This window comes from Streptomyces sp. NPDC021096 (genome assembly GCF_040641275.1).
Lineage (GTDB): Bacteria > Actinomycetota > Actinomycetes > Streptomycetales > Streptomycetaceae > Streptomyces.
Map to the genome: position 1 here is coordinate 399,825 of NZ_JBFADG010000002.1, position 17,530 is coordinate 417,354.

17 protein-coding genes and 1 pseudogene are annotated in these 17,530 nt (G+C 70.4%); 11 read left to right on the plus strand and 7 right to left on the minus strand.

Annotated elements, in window-relative coordinates:
* Window positions 1–27 precede the first annotated feature (27 nt).
* Both AB0G59_RS05465 and AB0G59_RS05470 read left to right on the plus strand, forming a co-directional pair.
* Window positions 28–855 (plus strand): helix-turn-helix transcriptional regulator, encoded by an 828-nt coding sequence (locus AB0G59_RS05465; RefSeq protein WP_360908268.1) that lies wholly within the window; start codon window positions 28–30, stop codon window positions 853–855.
* A 287-nt stretch (window positions 856–1,142) separates the two neighbouring features.
* Window positions 1,143–1,706, plus strand: coding sequence for a serine hydrolase domain-containing protein (locus AB0G59_RS05470; protein WP_360908270.1), 564 nt, complete (start codon window positions 1,143–1,145; stop codon window positions 1,704–1,706).
* A gap of 42 nt (window positions 1,707–1,748) precedes the next feature.
* Here the strand turns inward: AB0G59_RS05470 and AB0G59_RS05475 are convergent, their stop codons facing one another.
* Complete coding sequence (locus AB0G59_RS05475; RefSeq protein ID WP_360908271.1) at window positions 1,749–2,207, minus strand: Lrp/AsnC family transcriptional regulator; 459 nt, start codon at window positions 2,205–2,207, stop codon at window positions 1,749–1,751.
* Window positions 2,208–2,269: 62 nt separating this feature from the next.
* Here AB0G59_RS05475 and AB0G59_RS05480 point away from each other — a divergent pair, with 62 nt between their 5' ends.
* Entirely contained in the window at window positions 2,270–3,043 is a 774-nt protein-coding gene (locus tag AB0G59_RS05480; protein ID WP_360908273.1) for an AzlC family ABC transporter permease, read from the plus strand.
* Window positions 3,036–3,365 (plus strand): AzlD domain-containing protein, encoded by a 330-nt coding sequence (locus AB0G59_RS05485; RefSeq protein WP_360908275.1) that lies wholly within the window; start codon window positions 3,036–3,038, stop codon window positions 3,363–3,365. The genes AB0G59_RS05480 and AB0G59_RS05485 overlap by 8 nt, the downstream gene beginning before the upstream one ends.
* Before the next feature lie 60 nt (window positions 3,366–3,425).
* Here the strand turns inward: AB0G59_RS05485 and AB0G59_RS05490 are convergent, their stop codons facing one another.
* Window positions 3,426–4,412, minus strand: coding sequence for an MsnO8 family LLM class oxidoreductase (locus AB0G59_RS05490; protein WP_360908277.1), 987 nt, complete (start codon window positions 4,410–4,412; stop codon window positions 3,426–3,428).
* 207 nt (window positions 4,413–4,619) lie between these two features.
* Between AB0G59_RS05490 and AB0G59_RS05495 the strand changes: the two genes are divergently transcribed.
* Window positions 4,620–5,687, plus strand: a complete 1,068-nt coding sequence (locus tag AB0G59_RS05495; RefSeq protein ID WP_360908279.1) for a polyprenyl synthetase family protein — start codon at window positions 4,620–4,622, stop codon at window positions 5,685–5,687.
* Window positions 5,688–5,733: 46 nt separating this feature from the next.
* The gene (locus tag AB0G59_RS05500) at window positions 5,734–6,225 is read left to right on the plus strand and encodes a polyketide cyclase (RefSeq protein ID WP_360908281.1); all 492 of its coding nucleotides are present in this window, start codon (window positions 5,734–5,736) and stop codon (window positions 6,223–6,225) included.
* Between the two features lie 14 nt (window positions 6,226–6,239).
* Here AB0G59_RS05500 and AB0G59_RS05505 read toward each other — a convergent pair whose 3' ends face one another.
* Window positions 6,240–7,565: a M14 family metallocarboxypeptidase gene (locus AB0G59_RS05505; RefSeq protein WP_360908283.1), complete on the minus strand. Its 1,326-nt coding sequence runs from the start codon at window positions 7,563–7,565 to the stop codon at window positions 6,240–6,242.
* A gap of 166 nt (window positions 7,566–7,731) precedes the next feature.
* Here AB0G59_RS05505 and AB0G59_RS05510 point away from each other — a divergent pair, with 166 nt between their 5' ends.
* Both AB0G59_RS05510 and AB0G59_RS05515 read left to right on the plus strand, forming a co-directional pair.
* On the plus strand, window positions 7,732–9,147 hold the full coding sequence (locus AB0G59_RS05510) for a polysaccharide lyase 6 family protein (RefSeq protein WP_360908286.1): 1,416 nt from the start codon (window positions 7,732–7,734) through the stop codon (window positions 9,145–9,147).
* Window positions 9,119–9,768, plus strand: a pseudogene (locus AB0G59_RS05515) (methyltransferase domain-containing protein). The gene AB0G59_RS05510 and the pseudogene AB0G59_RS05515 overlap by 29 nt, the downstream one beginning before the upstream one ends.
* Before the next feature lie 292 nt (window positions 9,769–10,060).
* On the opposite strand, the gene AB0G59_RS05520 reads toward AB0G59_RS05515, so the two are convergent.
* Genes AB0G59_RS05520 through AB0G59_RS05530 form a run of 3 tightly spaced genes read right to left on the minus strand, consistent with a single transcriptional unit; the run spans window position 10,061 to window position 13,785 of the window.
* Window positions 10,061–11,428, minus strand: a complete 1,368-nt coding sequence (locus AB0G59_RS05520) for a HAMP domain-containing sensor histidine kinase (protein WP_360908288.1) — start codon at window positions 11,426–11,428, stop codon at window positions 10,061–10,063.
* A 44-nt stretch (window positions 11,429–11,472) separates the two neighbouring features.
* Entirely contained in the window at window positions 11,473–12,180 is a 708-nt protein-coding gene (locus tag AB0G59_RS05525; RefSeq protein ID WP_360908290.1) for a response regulator transcription factor, read from the minus strand.
* Window positions 12,181–12,225: 45 nt separating this feature from the next.
* Entirely contained in the window at window positions 12,226–13,785 is a 1,560-nt protein-coding gene (locus tag AB0G59_RS05530; RefSeq protein WP_360908293.1) for an alpha/beta fold hydrolase, read from the minus strand.
* Between the two features lie 208 nt (window positions 13,786–13,993).
* On the opposite strand from AB0G59_RS05530, the gene AB0G59_RS05535 reads away from it, so the two are divergent.
* Window positions 13,994–15,145: a GDSL-type esterase/lipase family protein gene (locus AB0G59_RS05535; protein ID WP_360908295.1), complete on the plus strand. Its 1,152-nt coding sequence runs from the start codon at window positions 13,994–13,996 to the stop codon at window positions 15,143–15,145.
* Between the two features lie 126 nt (window positions 15,146–15,271).
* Here AB0G59_RS05535 and AB0G59_RS05540 read toward each other — a convergent pair whose 3' ends face one another.
* On the minus strand, window positions 15,272–15,856 hold the full coding sequence (locus tag AB0G59_RS05540; RefSeq protein WP_360908297.1) for a TetR/AcrR family transcriptional regulator: 585 nt from the start codon (window positions 15,854–15,856) through the stop codon (window positions 15,272–15,274).
* An 81-nt stretch (window positions 15,857–15,937) separates the two neighbouring features.
* On the opposite strand from AB0G59_RS05540, the gene AB0G59_RS05545 reads away from it, so the two are divergent.
* Both AB0G59_RS05545 and AB0G59_RS05550 read left to right on the plus strand, forming a co-directional pair.
* Window positions 15,938–16,375, plus strand: coding sequence for a nuclear transport factor 2 family protein (locus tag AB0G59_RS05545; protein ID WP_360908299.1), 438 nt, complete (start codon window positions 15,938–15,940; stop codon window positions 16,373–16,375).
* Between the two features lie 17 nt (window positions 16,376–16,392).
* Window positions 16,393–17,232, plus strand: a complete 840-nt coding sequence (locus AB0G59_RS05550) for an NmrA family NAD(P)-binding protein (protein WP_360908301.1) — start codon at window positions 16,393–16,395, stop codon at window positions 17,230–17,232.
* Window positions 17,233–17,530 lie beyond the last annotated feature (298 nt).

Sequence of the window (17,530 nt, forward strand, 5' to 3'; positions counted from 1 at the left end):
GCCGGGCCCACGGCCTAGCCTGGGCACATGACCGACAACCAGCTGGGTGAGTTCCTGCGCGCGCGCCGGGCCGCCGTGCGGCCCGACGAGGTCGGGATGCCGAGCCATGGCGTGCGGAGGGTGGCAGGGCTGCGCCGCGAGGAGGTCGCCGTACTGGCAGGAGTGAACGCGGACTACTACACCCGACTGGAACAGGGCCGCGAACGTCACCCGTCCGCGCAGGTGGTGGATGCGCTCAGCCGCGCGCTGCTGCTGGATACAGACGCCCGGACGCACCTTCACCAACTGTCCGGAACCGCACCGTCCCAGCGGCCCGTCGCCGCCACCGACCGGGTCGCCCCCGACTTGCGCGTCCTGCTGGACGGCTACCCCAGCACTCCGGCGTTCGTCATCAACCCGACCTTGGACATCCTGGCCGCCAACGCCCTGGCCGAAGCGCTGTATTCCTCCTTCGAACCGATGGACAACCTGGCCCGCATGGTCTTCCTCGACCCGGCGGGCCGGCCCTTCCACTCCCGGTGGGACCGGACGGCCGAGACGGTGGTGGGGCATCTGCGCCAGGCGTCCGGCGTCGATCCGGGCAGTCCACGCCTACGGGCTCTCACAGGCGAACTCAGCGCGCACAGCACGGACTTCGCCCGGCTGTGGAACACCCACACCGTGCGCGGCAAGACCCGGGAGAACAAGTACTTCCACCACCCGGACGTCGGCGGCCTGACCCTCACCCACCACGCCTTCGACGTGCGGGACGCCCCGGGCCAGCAGCTGATCATCTACCATGCCGAACCCGGCAGCCCCAGCGCCGAGGCACTCAGCCTGCTCGGCTCCGTGCACGCCACGGCGCACCGCGCCTAGGGGCTGCCTGCGACGGAAAACGTCAGCCCATGTGGAGATCTGACGTGCGCGGCAATGATGCCTGAGGAAGCGTACGGGCGTCCGCCGTGCGTGGCGCACCCGCGCGGTCCAGATGCAGGACTGCACCAACGACGCCAACCAGCGCGCGTATCCTTCTCAACCACTCCGGCACTGCCCGCGGTCTTGGTACACAGGCGGCCCTTCCGTAACGCGGTCAGCAACACCCCCCGCAGTTGCACCGGGCCGCATGAGTACGGCCCGGTTCCAACGACTGTGAGGTGTACGGAATGGCGTTACGGAAGAGCACGAAGGCCGGCGTGGTGGGTATCGCGGCGGCCGCAATGGCGGCCACTGCCTTCGTGGGGCCCGCCCAGGCGGCATCGGACGTAGCTCCCGCGGGGGCCGGCCACCGGGCCACGCAGCGCGCGATGGACGCGGCTGTGAAGGCGGGAATCCCCGGCGTCACGGCTCAGGCACGTGACACCGACGGCGTCTGGAAGTCGGCTTCGGGCGTGGGGGACCTGAGGTCGGGTGCGCCGCGCGGCAAGGACGACAAGTTCCGCGTCGGCAGCATCACCAAGACGTTCGTGGCGACGGTCCTGCTCCAGATGGAGGCGGAGGGGAGACTCAGCCTCGACGACACCGTGGAGCGCCGGCTGCCCGGCCTGGTACGGGGCAACGGCAACGACGGCGGCAAGATCACCGTCCGGCAGCTGCTCAACCATACCAGCGGCCTGTTCGACTACCTGGCCGACGAGGAGTACAGCAAGACGTACATGCAAGGTGACGGCTACCTCAGACACCGCTACGACACCCTGCCGCCCGAGAAGCACGTGAGCACGTCAACCTGAGTGACCGAGTCGGCCTAGTTGTCGCGGGCTCGCGGGCTGCTCTTATGGATTGGTCTTGATCTCCTTCATGGTCAGGTGGGATTCGAGGCGGAGGACGGCGGGCAAGCAGCTGAGCTTGCCGGTGAGGAAGGCTTCGTAAGCGGCGTGGTCGGCCACGGCGACGCGGATGAAGTAGTCGGGGCGCCCGTACATGCGGCGGAACTCGACGACCTCTTCGTAAGAGGCCACGGTGTCCTCGAATTCCTCGAAGCTCTTGCGGTCCTGGGCGTAGATCTCGACGTCGATGAGGACCTCCAGCCCGCGACCCATGGCCTCGGGATTGATGGCGGCCCGGTACCCGGCGATGACGCCGGTCTCTTCCAGCCGCTTGACCCGGCGCAGGCAGGGCGGCGGGGTCAGGCCGACCCGCTTGGCCAGCTCGACGTTGGTCAGCCGCCCGTCCTGGCGGAGGTGAAACAAAATTTCTCGATCGACCTCATCGAGGCTCACTTCATTGCTCACAGCGCCATCATAGAGCGATAAGCAGCAACCATATGAGGCGGGATTCTTTCTAAAATTTCTCCATGAACATAAGCCCGGCTGCCACCGAGGGCCGTCCTCGGCCTGCGCCCGCCCCTGCGCCCGTCCCCCCGCCCGCCGGACCGCTCGCCAGACCGTCCGAGGCGCGTGCGGCGTTCAAGGCGTCCGTGGGCGCCGGCCTGGGATTCGTCCCCCTCGGGCTTGCCTTCGGGGCGCTCGCGGCACAGTCGGGCCTGGACTGGTGGTGGGCGGGGCTGTCCGCGACGCTCGCCTTCGGCGGATCGTTCGAGTTCCTGCTCATCGGCATGGTCACCGCCGCAGCCCCGCTGGCGGCCATCGCACTGTCCGCGTTCATGGTGAACGTCCGGCACGTCTTCTACGCGCTGTCCTTCCCCCTGCACCGAATAACCGGCCGCCTCGGCAAGACGTACGCCACCTTCGCCCTGTGCGACGAGGCGTACGCCCTCACCACCGGGAAACAGGCCCGCTCCTGGTCCGGCCGGCGCATCCTGTGGCTGCAGCTCTTCCTGCACCTGTACTGGGCAGCCAGCGCGGTGGCCGGAGCCCTGCTCGGCTCCCTCATCCCGGACGGCGTCACCGGCCTGGACTTCGCCCTCACCGCCATGTTCACGGTCCTCGCCCTCGACGCCGTCCGGGACCTGCGCGGCGACCTGCCCACCCCCGCGCTCGCCCTGCTCAGCGCCCTGGCCGCCCGACTCCTCTTCCCCGGCCAGCTGCTCCTGGCCGCCTTCGCCCTGTTCACCGCCGCCCTCCTGACCCGCCACCTCACCACCGGCAGGAAGCCGACCCATGCCTGACACGCGCTACGCCATCGCCGCCGTCCTCGTCGCCACCGCCGTCACCTGGGGCCTGCGAGCCCTTCCCTTCGCCGCCCTCACACCCCTGCGCGCCAGCAGCACCGTCCAGTACCTCAGCACCCGCATGCCCGCCGGCGTCATGGTGATCCTCCTCGTCTACTGCCTGCGCGACCTCCCCCTCACCCACGCGCGCGCCGTGGCCCCGCTGGCCGCTCTCACCGTCACCGTCGGCCTGCACCTGTGGCGCCGCAACGCGCTGCTGAGCATTCTCGGCGGCACGGCAGCCCACGTGATCCTGGCCAGCACGGTCTTCGCCCCCTGAGCCCCGCCTGACGCGGACGCCGGTGCCGCCGCTTGTCCACCTACGTAGCCCGGCGTTTCCCTACGGGGTCGCCGTGGCCTCGATGTACTGCTTGATGAGTTCGTAGGAACGAATGCGGTGGCCGAGGTCATAGACCGGTGTGGTCAGCATGAGTTCGTCCGCTCCGGTCTCACCGACCAGTTGCGCGAGCCGGTGCACGACGGTTTCGGGTGTCCCGACGGCCTGCTGCGCACGGAAGCCGTCCAGCGCCCGCCGTTCTTCCACCGTGAAGGAGTGGGCGGCCGCGTCCGCCGGGGTGGGGAAGGGGATCTCACTGTGGCCGTTGAGGAGCCCGGCTTTGACGACTTCCATTGGTCCGGCTCGCCGCGCGGCCTCTTCTTCCGTCTCGGCACACACCGCCTCCACACACACCAGCACCCGAGGCTGCTCGCACCAACGGGACGGGGTGAACGCCGCCCGGTAACGCTCCAGGACCCCGAGGGTGTTGTCCGGGCGGATGTGGTGCGCGACGGCGATCGGCAGGCCGAGTTCCGCGGCCAGGGCGGCTCCTGCGGTGCTGGATGCCAGGAGCCATGGCTCCGGGAGCGGGCCGAGCGCGACCTCGTCGACCAGGAGGGACAGGGTCGCGGCTATGTCGCCTCGGTATTCCCCGTCCGTCGCCGGTCCGGCGCCGCGGCGCAGCGCCCGTGCGGTGGCCTCGTCGAAGGTCCCGGGGCCACGGCCGATGCCCAGGTCGATGCGATCCTCGTGCAGGGCGGCCAGCGTGCCGAACTGCTCCGCCAGCGTGATGGGGGCGTGGTTGGGGGCCAGCACTCCGCCCGAACCGAGACGGATGGACGAGGTCGAGGCGGCAGAGTGCGCGATCAACACGACGGGCGGGAACGCGCCGATCGCGGGCGAGTGGTGATGCTCGGCATACCAGATCCGGTGGTAGCCCAGCCGTTCCATTCCCTGTGCGAAGGCCGTGGTGTCGCGCAGGGTATCCAGGGCCCGGGCGCCCTCTTGAACTATCGCGACTTCCAACGCTGAAAGCGGTACATCGATCATGTCGTCAGCATAGAGATCACGCAGGTGAGCACGGCGGCGAGGCCGAGGAAGACGCCGATCGCCATGGGCGATCAGCTTCCGGATGAACCGTCCGGTCGGACGGCGAATGCTGCAGTAACTCCCGGTCGGCGGTGTCGTTATGCGGTGGGCGGAGGCCCCGAGACGACCACTGCGGGGCTGCGGACCACGGGATGGGGCGAGGCAGTGATGACACGCATTCTGTTGCACAGCACTGTCTCGCACGGCACATCGGAGCGGCCGCCGGGGAGTGAGGAGATCCTCGAGCGGGGGGTGGCGCTCGTCGAGCCCGAGCTGCGCCGGATCGTGGCACGGCTTCATCCGTCCGTGGCCCAGGTGTGCCGCTACCACCTGGGATGGGACGCAGAGGGCTCGGCGGGCCTCGTGCAGCGGGCCGGCAAGCGCGTGCGCGCGGCGCTGGCGGTGCTGTCGGTCCGCTCCGTCGGGGCGCCGGAGCGGTTCGCCGCGGTCGCCGGAACGGCCGTCGAGCTGGTGCACCAGCTTTCCCTTCTGCACGACGACGTCATGGACGGTGACACCGAGCGTCGCGGTCGGCCTGCCGCCTGGGCCGCGTTCGGTACGGGTCCGGCCGTGCTCGCCGGTGACGCTCTCGTTGTGCAGGCCGTCGCCGGGATCTTCCACGCGCAGGCTCCCGGGGCTGCTGCGGCCACCAACGCTCTCATCGTGGCCGTGGAGAAGATGGTGGAGGGGCAGGCGGAGGACCTTTCGCTCGAAGGGTCGTCCATGAGCGAGGTCTCCCCGGACCGGTACGTGCGCATGGCGCGCGGCAAGACCGGAGCTCTCTTCGGCTGTGCCGCGGCTTTGGGCGCTGTGCTGGCCGACGCGCCGGCCCCCGTGACGCAAGCACTTCACTCCGCGGGGAGCGAGCTGGGGGTGGCCTTCCAGATCCTCGACGACATCCTCGGCCTGTGGGGCGAGAGCGCGATCACCGGGAAACCCGTCGGGACGGACCTGAAGCGCGGCAAGAAAACGTTGCCCCTGCTGCTTGCGGTCGGCTCCGGCACCGCCGCCGGCCGGCGGCTCGCGGACCTGCTGGACTCCGGTCCTCCGGCTCCGATCGATGTCCCCGAAGCCATGCGGCTGCTGGAGGAGACGGACAGCAGGCGACGTTCCGAGGAGGCGGCTGTCCGCCACGTGGCGTCGGCACTGGCGGCCCTCGGCGGGGCATCCATCCCTGCTGACGTACGGGCACAGTGGCGGTCTTTCATCACCGACCTGTCCCGCCGCAGCAGCTGACACTCACCCCGACGACGATCGTCACGCAGCCGACAAGGAGACTGACGTGAGCCGCCACGAGATGCGCTTCGCCGGACGCTGGAGGGCACCGCTCCCGGCCGGCACCATGTACGCGAAGCTTGCCGACATCGAGCACTACCCCGGATGGTGGCCGGCCTTCCGTTCCGTGAGGCAGACCGGCGAACAGGAGTGCGAGGTCGTCATCAGGTCGATGCTGCCCTACGAGCTGACGGTTCGGCTGAGACCGCTCGTCCAGGATCCGGTCGAGCGTGTCTTGGAGGCGGCACTCGAAGGGGACATCACGGGCATCGTGCGATGGCGCGTGGGAGACGGCGGCGGGCACGGCTGCGTGGCCTTCTTCGCTGAGCATGTCAGCGTAACGAAGGCAGCGTTGCGACGCTGGATGCCACTGGCGCGCCCGTTCTTCCACCTCAACCACGCCGTGGCCATGCGATCGGGACAGCGCGGTGTGGTGGTCGGTGTCCAGCCCTTGGTAGCCGATGGGGGAGTGGATGTGCGCGGCGTTACCGACCAGTAGCAGGCAGGTTGGCCCTAGCAGTGGTCGACGGGTTCGGCTGCGGTGAGTTCGTACGAGGCTCTGGCATCCAGTAGCAGCGGTACCAGGGCACGCAGCGGCTGGCGCAGCGGGACCAGTGCGCCGCCTGCGGGGGAGGGGATGGTCTCGATGCCGTGCAGGGCGAGTTCGTCCTGCGTGTCCGCGTACTGCTCGGCAGTGAGCCGGTAGGCGCAGGGCGGGTCGGACAGGGTCTGGCCGGGGGGTACGGGTTCGTTGTCGGCGCCGCCGAGGTGGACCGGGCCCCGGTCGGCGAGGCCCTTGCCGCGTGCTGCGGCCGTGGCCGAGGTGATCTGCCGGCGACGTTCGTCCGCGAAGGCGAACGTTCCGTCGAGTGCGACGAGGTGGGACCGGACACGACGCCGGTTGTTCAGGGCCTGGTCCGCCTTCTCGGCGTCCGTCGCCGGTTCGATGCGGCTCTCGATGAGCAGGCTGATCGCGTGCTTGATGCCGGCGGTGTTGCGCAGGATGCGCTCCTGCCCGTCGCCGGCCACCTGTTTGACGGGGTCGCCGGTGGCGGGGTCGGTCCAGATGCCATAGGTGCCGGTGCTGTGCCCGGCGTCGTGGGCGGCGGGGCGTACGTAGGCCGCCGAGAGGGTCTGTGCCTCCCGGTGCACGCGGGGGTCGGTGTTGAGGTTGCGCGGCCAGAGGTCGAACAGGTCCCTGTCGTAGTACGGCGGGGTGGCGTGGTACTCGTGCAGGTCGTAGACGATGTCGGGCCGGTGGTCCCGGATCACGGCGGCCACGGCGCGGCTCTCGGCGGTCGTGAGGGCGAGGTGGTCACGGTTGACGTCGACGCCGTCCGCGTTGGCGCGGGTGTCGGCCGCGCGGCCGTCGGGGTTGGCGGTGGGGACGACCAGGACGGTGGTGCGCTCGAGGAAGCGCAGCGTGGCCGGGTCCGTGGCGTGGGCGAGGTCGCGGATGCGGATGAGGCAGGCTTCGCGGCCGGCGGGTTCGTTGCCGTGCTGGCTGCAGGTGAGAAGGACGGTTTCGGCGGTGCGGCGGGCGGGGCCGATGCGGACCAGTTGGAGCGGTCGGCCCTGACGGGTGGTGCCGATGCTGCGGACGGCGACGCGGCCGCTCGACCGGTCGAGTGCGGCCAGGAGCTGCTGTTCCTCGGCCTGGGTGGTCCAGCGGGTTCCGTTGCTGAGTTCGAAGCCGGTGCGGGGCAGCGGGGCGCGGGCGGCCTGGGCGACCTGGGCAGCCTGGACGGGCGTCTGGACGAGAGTCAGGGCGAGTGCGGCCGTGGTGAAGCCGATGGCGAGAGTGCGGATGCGGGCTGTCAATGGTGCGCGTGTCCCCATGGGGCGGAAGGTACCCGGGTCCACTCCTGCGCAACAGAGCGCCCGAACTTGTCGTCCCCGCTGCGCTAGTCGTCGGTCCCGTGGTGGCGGTCCGTCAGCCGTTGCGCAACGGCACGGCGGGGTACAAGGATCAGCCCGGAACGCTTCCGTTTTCTCAGGAGTCATCATGAAAAGACGTACGTTTCTGACCGGCACCCTGCTGGGTGCCGCCGGGCTCACCGCTGTCCCGGCCGGCGCTTCGGCGGCCTCGGTGACGGTGAATTCCTTGGACGGACTTCAGAAGGCGATCGATCGCGCGGTGCCCGGCGACCGCATAGTCGTGGCCGACGGCGCGTACACCGTCCCGTCGAAGGGTGCCCTTCGTGTCTCGGGGAAGAACGGCACCAGCAGCGCACCGATCAGCATCGTCGCGGAAACCCGTGGTGGCGCGGTGCTGCAGGGTGAGCGCAGCTTCGTCTTCAGCAATTCGAGCAACATCACGGTCAGCGGTTTCGCCTTCCGGCAGAGCAGCACTCTGGAGATCCCGGCGAACTCCTCGAGCATCCGGCTGACGCGCAACGACTTCCGGTTCGCCGATGTCAGCGGGCTCGACTGGGTCGTCGTGCGGGGCAACGACGTCAAGATCGACCGGAACCGGTTCCACGACAGGACCACCGAGGGCATCTTCGTCGTCCTCGACGGTCCCGACTCGACCGCCGTGGCTCAGAACCTGCATCTGTTCAAGAACCACTTCTCCGGTCACAGCTTCGCCGGTGCCAACGGCGGAGAGGCGGTCCGGCTCGGCGAGAGCAAGCGGTCGCTGTCGAGCGCTCACGCGGTCGTGGAGTACAACCTGTTCGAGAAGTGCGACGGAGACCCCGAGACCATCTCGGTGAAGTCCTCGGACAACACCGTCCGGTACAACACCATCCGCAACAGCCGTGGCGGAATCGTGCTGCGGCACGGCAACCACTCCACGGTGGAGGGCAATTACCTGCTCGGCGGCGCCGAAGGTGTGCGTGTCTACGGCAACGACCATCTGGTCGTCAACAACTACCTCAGCGGCCTGTCGGGGCGTGCCCTGGTCATCGGCAGCGGTACCACCCGAGACCACCACCCCGGCGAGTCGGCGGAGGAGAGGCGGGGCAACGACGCGTGCGACCGTGCGGTGATCGTGCACAACACGCTGTTCGGCAACGCCAGGACGCTCTCGGGCGAGGGCCGCGACCACGCGCCCCAGGATGTGGTCATCGCCGACAACCTCCTGGTCGCGAGCTCCGGCAGCCTGGTCGCGATGGGGAAGAGCACCCGTTTCATCTGGCAGGGCAACATCCTGTGGGGCGCGGCGTCCGACGGCAACATCCCCTCCGGTGGATACCGCCGGGTCGACCCGCTGCTCCGGGAGGAATCCGACGGGGTGTTCCGGCTGTCGGCGGGCAGCCCCGCGATCGGAGCGGCGACGCTGAAGAGTCCGGCCGTCGCCGAGGACATCGACGGTCACCCGCGCGGCAGCGCCCGTGACGTCGGCGCGGACCAGTACACGACACTGGCCCCGGTCCGTCGTCCCCTCACAGCTGCGGACGTGGGCCCGAACGCCTCGTGAGCGGGTTACCGGGTCGAGTTACCCGGTGACGTTCCGGCACGTCGACCGGCTCGGGATCGGTGCCTGCATGCGGTGCTGGGAGGTCGGCGTCGGCGGTCCCTCCGTACCCGTCGGGCTGGCCGAACGAGTCGGCCCGACGGTCACGGTGATCGCCACCGACATCGACGTGTCCTGGACGCCGGACATCGCCGATGGCGTGATCGAGGTGCTGTCCCACGACGTGACGGCCGACCCGCCGCCGCCCGGTGGCTTCGACCTCGTGCACGCCCGGTTGGTGCTGGTGCACGTCGCCGACCGCGCCGAGGCACTGCGCCGGATGGTTCGGGCGCTGCGGCTTGGTGGCTGGTTGCTCCTGGAGGACGCCGCCCCCAGGTTGCAGCCGCTGCTGTGCCCGGACGAGTCGGGTCCCGAACAGCGGCTTGCCAACCGGTTGCGGTCCGGCTTCCGCACTTTGATGGCGAGGCGCGGCGCGGACTACTTCCCGATCACCTCGCCGGCATGTGCCGTCCCGGAGGACGCGACGGGGTGGCAGGTCCCCGCGACCGTCTGGTGGCGGAAGGGCTCGCAACGGACGAGGAGATCGACCGTCACCTGTCGAACGTTGCCTCCGGGCGGCCATGACGTGGGTTCTCTGCCGGGATCGCGGCGCAGTGTCGTCCAGGGCAGCCGGTCACCGTTGACTTCGACGGAGCCCTCGGCGCTGTCCAGAGTGATGGTGACTTCCCCGAAAACGAGGTCCTCGACAACGGTGGTGATCCGGACCATGGGTGCTCCTTCGCGCGCGGTGCGGCTGCCGAGGGTGGTCAGGCGCCTCCAATGGTCATGGACATTTTCACGAAGGGGACGTACCCCTGTGGACCAGCGACTGACCCGGGCACGCGCCGGGAGCTCAGCCGCATCCCGTCCCGCCGGTTCACGGTGCTCTCCGGGAACGCCTCCGCGCCGTCAACCCCCTCGGCCCGCCCCGGTCGTGAGGCGGCAGGGCGAAGCCGACCTCCGCGCCGCCGCCGGCCGCCGTGGTGGCGAAGACGGTTCCGGCGTCGGCCGCGATGATGTCGTGCACGATGGCCAGACCGAGACCGGAGCCGGGTGTCGCCTGGGTCCGGGGGCCGCGGTAGAAGCGGTCGAAGATGGCGTGCTGCTCGCTGGGCGCGATGCCCGGGCCCTGGTCCCGTACGGTCAGCCTGCCCCCGCCGATGTGCACGGTGACCGGGGTGCCCTCGGGGCTGAACTTCACCGCGTTGCTCAGCAGGTTGTCGATGCACCGCTGGAGGGCGCGGGGCCGGGCGCGCACCGGGACCGGTGGGTTCGCGTCGTCCTCGATGACGAGGACGGTGCGCCCGGTCCGCAGGCGGAAGCGCTGGGCGCTGTCCTCCGCGGCGACGGCCAGGTCGACGGTCTCGGGCTCCTCTTCCGTGTGGCGGTCGGTGGCCAGCTCGACGAGCTCGCGCACCAGGTCGTCGAGGGCGGCGGTCTCGGTGACCAGGGTGGTGAGGATCTGCTCCTCGTCCTTGGGGTCGAGCCTGCCGCGCGCCCGCTGCAGCAGCTCGGCGCTCCCGCGCACCGAGGTGAGCGGCGTCCGCAGTTCGTGGCTGGCGTCCTGGACCAGTTGCTGCTGCTGGGCGCGGGAGCGGCGCAGTGCGGCGAGCATGTGCTCGAAGCTGTGCGTCAGTTGGCCGATCTCGTCGGATCCGGCGGGCGGGAGCGGCGTGGCGAGGTCCTGCGTGGTGGTGATGCGCCGGGTGGCGGTGGCCAGCCGGCGGACCGGTCGCAGGATCCGGCCCAGGACGAGCCAGCCGAGGAGCGCCGCGAAGCCGATGGCGGCCGCGGTGGTCCAGGAGATCCGCCACAGGAACTGGTCGTCGACGCGCGCGGCGCCCTCGTAGCTCTGGCCGACCATGACCGCCCCACCGCCGGGCAGGGGCCTGGTCAGGGTTCCGTACTCGGTGCCGGAGACGACCACGTCCGCGCGGCTCTCCCCCTTCCCGGTACGGGCCACGCGCAGCGCGTCCGGCGAGACCGGCAGGGCGTCGCGGCCGGGCGCCAGCGGCCGTACCGCCCCCTGGGCGGATACGACCTGTTCGATCATGTCCGGCCGGGTGGGCGGGGCCAGGCCGGCGGCGAGGAGGGTGACGACGGTGTTCGTACGGTCGTCGAGGCCCCGCTCGAGCTCGTCGGCGACCAGGTCGCTCACGCCCCGGTACGACATGAAGGCGGCGAGGGATATGGCGAGCGCGGCGGCCGCGGCGACGACGGCGGTGACCTTCGTGCGGAGCGTCATGCGGGTCTTCGTGCCGAGTGTCGTGCAGGCCTTCGTGCGGAGCATCATGCGGGCCGGATCGTGTAGCCGACGTTGCGGATGGTGTGGATCAGCCGGGGCTCGCCGCCCTGCTCGGTCTTCTGGCGCAAGTAGCCGATGTAGACGTCGAGGGAGCGCGACGTGGTGTCGAAGTCGAAGCCCCAGATGCGCTCGTACATCTGCGACCGGCTGAGGACCACGCCCGCGTGGCACAGCAGCAGTTCCAGGACGTCGAACTCGGTCTTCGTCAGGTCCAGTCGCCGCTCGCCGCGGGACGCCTGCCGGGAGGCGGGGTCCAGGGTGAGGTCCGCGAGGGTCAGGGCTGCGCCGGCGCTGCTGTCATCGGGTTGCTCGGCTCGACGCAGCAGCGCGCGTATGCGGGCGAAGAGCTCCTCGGTCGCGAACGGCTTGGCCAGGTAGTCGTCGGCGCCCGCGTCGAGTCCGGCGACCCGGTCGCCGACCTCGTGCCGGGCCGTCAGGACCAGGACGGGCAGCCGGTCGCCGCGCCTGCGCAGCATCCGGCACAGGCCGAGGCCGTCGAGGCCCGGCATGACCACGTCCACCACCGCCAGGTCGGGCCGCTCCTGTTCCAGTAAGCCGAGGGCTTCCAGGCCGTCGGAGGCCATGAGCACCCGGTAGCCCTCGAAGCGCAGCAGCTGGTCCAGGGTGCTGCGCACTCCCGGGTCGTCCTCGACGACCAGCACCGTCCGGCTGTGTCCCGTTTCGTCAGTCATGTGATCATCTTGGTCGGTGGTGGAAGCGGTCACGGCGCCGGCCCGTCAGCCGCGGACGGGGTGGACCGGAGTGACGGCGATCGGCGGGAGGGCGCGCAGGCAGGACGTGTCGCCCGAGGTGCCGTTGCGGAGGAAGTGCGAGGAGATCCCGGTGACGCAGCGGCTCGGCTCCAGCTCGGGCACGTGCCCCATGTTGCGGGCCGAGAGGAACCGGCTGTCGCGGAACTGCGCGGCGGCCTTCTTCCCGCTCGCGTCGGGCGTGTTGGCGTCGAGGTCGCCGGAGAGTACGAGGACCGGGACGTCCGGCAGTTTGAGCTTCGTGGGCTGCGGATCGGGGGTGTTCTCGCGCGGCCAGCCGATGCACACGTCGCCGGCGTCCGTGGTGCCCTCGGTGAAGCCCTTGGCGCTGAACGCCCCGTGCTCACCGGGACGTACGGCAGCCAGTGCGGCGTTGTACTGGCGCCACCGCTCGGGCAGCGGCGCGTCCTTCGACCAGGCCTTGCGGTAGTCGTTGCAGGTGACCGCGATGTACGGCGCCTGGTCCACCGTGCTGCCCGTCTTCCCCTCCTCCTGGACCAACTTCCGCAGCGGCGCGGCGTCGCCCTTCACGAAGCGGTCGAGGGCGTGGGGCAGCTGACCGAGCAGCGAGGGCTTGTCCGGCTCGAAACCGACCTGGCTGCTGGCGGCCTCGAAGAGGAGGTTGGCCAGCTTGTCCTCGGTGAACCGTTTTGTGTAGACGCCGTGTTCGGTAGTGATCGGCACCGTCATGGGCTGGGCGCGCAGCCGCGCGGCCGTGGTGGCCAGGTCCCGCACGGCCTGCCGGCCGTCACATGCGACGGGGACCCTGCGCTCGCACACCCGGTGCAGGTTCGATGAGACCGCCTGGGCGCTGGGCCGCGCCAGCGGGTCAAGCTGGAGGGGGTAGGCGCCGGACAGGACGATGGAGCGTACGTGCTCGGGGTGGCGGGAGGCGTACACCGGCATCAGGTACGTGCCGTAGGACAGCCCGTACAGGCTGAGCTTCGCTACGCCGAGGTGGGCGCGGATCGCGTCGATGTCGTCGGCGGTGGCCGCCGAGGTGTAACCGGCGGCCCTGGGCCCGAGATTCTTGGCGCACCGTTCGACCGCGGCCCGCTGCCGGTCCCGCGTGCCGAAGCGGTACTCGGCGTCGGTGACCCCGCACGGGACCGGTTGCGACGTCCCGGTGCCGCGCGGGTCGACGAGCAGCAGGTCGTGGTCCTTCAGCAGGCCCTCCAGGCCCCAGGCGAACGCCTCGGCCTTGTCGATCGAGGTCTCGCCCGGGCCGCCCGGGTTGACGGCGACGGTGCCCTTGGCGGGGCCGGGCGCGCTGTGGCGTACGACCGCGTAACTCACCTTGACCTCGCCGAGCTCCGGCTTCCCCACGACGAGCGGACGGTCCAGCCGGCCGCAGTCGACCTGGTGCCCGTCCATGGTCGGGCACCAGGCGGGTGCGGTCGAGGCCGCGGGGCTGCTCTCGGGCGCGGAGGCGGTGGCCGTTGCGGTCGCCGTCGGCAGCACCGAGGCCATCACCGACATCGTGCTCACCGCCAGAACCGCACGCCGCGCCGTGCTCTTGTACGTCATTGCCCACTCCTCTGCCATGCGTTCTGCAGTTGCGGGCACAACGTTGCCGGGCGCACTTCGCAGGCACGGCAGAACGGTGGCAAAAGCATGTAAGAACCGGAGCGGTGCATCAGAGGTCGTTCGGTAGTGGTGTGCCAGGGTGGCGGCGGAGAACTCGCGGGTGTGTACACGCATCCGGGAGCCGAGAGCGTTTTACCGGGCAGGAGCGATGACGATGGCGATGCGGGCGGTTCCACTGGTGGGCGGGCCTGTGGAGTTACGGGGTGCGCTGGACCTGGAGATGACACAGGCGGGGGTGATGCCGCGCCGGTTGCCGGCGTGGACCAAGGAGCAGTACCAGGACCCGTCGGTCTACGGGGTGACCCTGATGCCTTCGGGGGTGCGGCTGGTGTTCCGCACGGATGCGTGTGAGCTGGAGTTCGAGGTGCTCACCTCCACAGGACAGCTCGACACCGACCCCCATCCCCGCCCGACCGGGATGCTGGAGCTGCTGGTGGACGGCGTACCGGCCGGGCGTCGGCAAGCGCCGGTGGGCAACGTGGTGCGGATGGCGGGGCCCGGGGTCGTGCAGCGAGTGATTCCGGGCGAGCCGGGGACCGTACGGTTCGCCGGGTTGCCGGCCGGCATGAAGAACGTCGAGCTGTGGCTGCCGCAGCAGACCCCCACGGAGCTGGTGGCGTTGAGGGCCGACGGCGAGGTACTGGCGCCGTTGCCGGACGGGCGGCGCCGCTGGGTGCACCACGGCAGTTCCATCAGCCACTGCCTCGAAGCCGACGGCCCGACCGGCACGTGGCCGGTGGTGGCGGCTGCGCTCGGGGGAGTGGAGGTGATCAACCTCAGCCAGGCGGGTAACGCGCTGCTGGACCCGTATGTCGCCCGGACGATCCGTGACATGCCCGCCGACCTGATCAGCCTCAAGGTCGGCATCAACATCGTGAGCCTGGCCGCCTTCCGGCTGCGCACATTCGGCCCCGCGGTGCACGGGTTCCTGGACACGATCCGGGACGGGCACCCGGACACCCCGCTGCTGCTGATGTCCCCGGTGAGCTGTCCTGCCCTTGAGGAGACTCCCGGCCTGACCGCGATGGGCCCGGACGGGAAGGTCACAGCCCTGGGCGACCCGGCCGATGTGGCCGGTGGGGCGCTGTCGTTGACGGTGGTCCGTGCCGAGCTGGCCCGGACCGTGGCGGCCCGGCAGGCCCGCGATCCCCACCTCCACTATCTCGATGGACGCGAGCTGCTCGGCCCGGACGAGGTGGATGACCTGGCCGACGGCCTTCACCCCACCGCCGCCGCATACCGCCGGATGGGCAAGCGCTTCGCCGCCCGCGCCTTCGCGAACGACGGTCCCTTCCGCTGAGTGCCCGGGGCTGCTGAACGACCAGGGCTCCGCGCTGCACCGGGGGTGCGGAGCCCGAGCGTCTCATCGGCCGGCGTGTGGCGCCGCGCACGTGCATCCGTTTGGCCCGCCTCTTGCCCGGCCCGCTCAGGTGCGGCCCACGATCTTCGCCGTGAACTCGGCGAGAGCCGCCCGCATGTGCTCGGCGGCCATCTGTTCCTGGCCGACGAGGTGTTCGACGAGGTCGGCGCGGGTGGCGGCGAGCAGGGCGTGCGCGGCGTAGGAGCTGTCGCGTAGGCCGCCCGGCGTCCGCTGCAGGGTGTCCGCGAGGGTGCGGTGCCACCACGCGTAATGGGCCGCCTGATAGGGGCTGCCGCTGCCGGTCTCCTCCAGGGCGAGGGTGAGGTGCCGGTTGTCGAGCTTGAAGCTGAGCAGGGCGTCGAGCAGGGCGGGTACGCGTTCTGCGGGTGGGGTGGCGGGGCCGAGGGGGGCGGGTCCTTCTTCCACGGCGTGACGCAGGGACTGGATGCGCTGCTCGACCACTGCCTGGATGAGGCCGGTCCGGTCGCCGAAGCGGCGGAAGAGGGTGCCTTTGCCGACCCCGGCCGCCGCCGCGATGTCGTCCATGGAGACACCGCCGGGGCTCTGGCTACGGGCGAACAGCTCGTCGGCCGCGGCCAGTACGGCCTCGCGGTTGCGCAGTGCGTCCGCGCGTTCCTTGCGCTGGGTCATGACTCTCCTCTTGGCAAACGGACTGACGGTCCGTATCGTTAAGCGGACCGATGGTCCACATATTAGAGGACGGCGTTTCCCGTGACCGAAACCGAAACCCTGACCCCGGCGGAGCTCTACCGCCACAGCCTCCGCCTGATCCTGGACAAGGACATCGACGGCTGGCTGTCCCTGTGCGACGAGAGCGTGGTCTTCGAGTTCCCTTACGCGCCCGAGGGCTACCCGTCGCGGCTGGAGGGCCGACCGGCCGTGGCCGCGTACATGCGGGACTACCCCGACCACATCGACCTGCGCGAGATCCCCGCTCTGGAGATCCATCAGACCCAGGACCCGCGCACGATCGTCGCCGAGTGGCGCGGAACCGGCCGCATCGTGACCACCGGCGCGGCCTACGACATGTCGTACGTCGCCGTGGTCACGATCGACAACGGCCGTATCACCCATTACCGCGACTACTGGAACCCCCTGGCGGTGCCGGATTCCGTGCGTGACGCGCAGTCCTCCGCCCCCGCCGCGTGAGGAAGGAAGAGAACGAGATGACCACGCCCACCGTTCTGGTCACCGGAGCCACGGGAAACACCGGCCGCCGCGTCGTGTCCCGGCTCGTCGCACTCGGGCACACGGTGACGGCTGCCGGCCGTCGCGCTGCCGCACAAGACGGCGCCCGGGCTGTTCGCTTCGACTGGCACGACACCGCCACCCACGGCGACGCCCTGCGCGGCGCGGACCGGGCCTACCTCGTCCCGCCCGTGGGCGATCCGGACCCGGCCGCCGTCATGCTGCCCTTCCTGGAGCGGGCCCACGCCGCCGGCGTGCGGCGCGTGGTGCTGCTCAGTTCGTCCGCGATACCCGAGGGAGGGCCCGGCGTCGGCCGCGTGCACAGCGAACTGGCAGGGATGTTCGAGCGGTGGGCGGTGCTGCGGCCGTCATGGTTCATGCAGAACTTCACCGACCAGCACCTGCACGCGGACAGTATCCGCAGCCACGGCGCCATCCTGACGGCGACAGGTGACGGGCGCGTGGCCTTCGTCGACGCCGACGACATCGCGGCCGTCGCCGTCCATGCCCTCACTGATGAGACGCTGCCGGCCGACGACCTGGTGATCACCGGCCCCGAGGCCCTGAGCTACGACGACGTCGCCGCCGTCATGACCAAGGTCCTGGGCAAGGACGTGTCCCACCGGCCGCTCACCTACGAGCAGATGCGCGACCACCTGGTGAGCGGCGGAATCCCCGAACAGTTCGCCGCGATGCTGGCCGCCATGGACCGTGCCATAGCCGACGGAGCCGAAGACCGCGTCACCGACACCGTCGAGAGGGTGACCGGCCGACCGCCACGCGGATTTCACGCATACGTCCGGAGCGTCATGGGCTGAGAGGCGGCTGAGGCCGGCGCCGGGCAGGGAGGGACGACGGGCGCGGCACCTTTGAAGTCTCGGTCCCGCGCCGGAGTACGTGACGTTTCTGCAGGGTAGTCGTGTCCTCGGTGCCGCCAGGGCGCCTGCCGAGGGGGCGTGAGTGGACGACCACGCGCACGTGTATGCCATGCCGGTACGGGAGTTCAAGGGCAATCCCCCGCCCTTGCCCGAGGCTCCTGTCTTCCGGATGCGCCTGCCCAGCGGAGACTTGGTCTGGGCCGTCACCGGATACGACGAGGTGCGTACGGCACTGAGT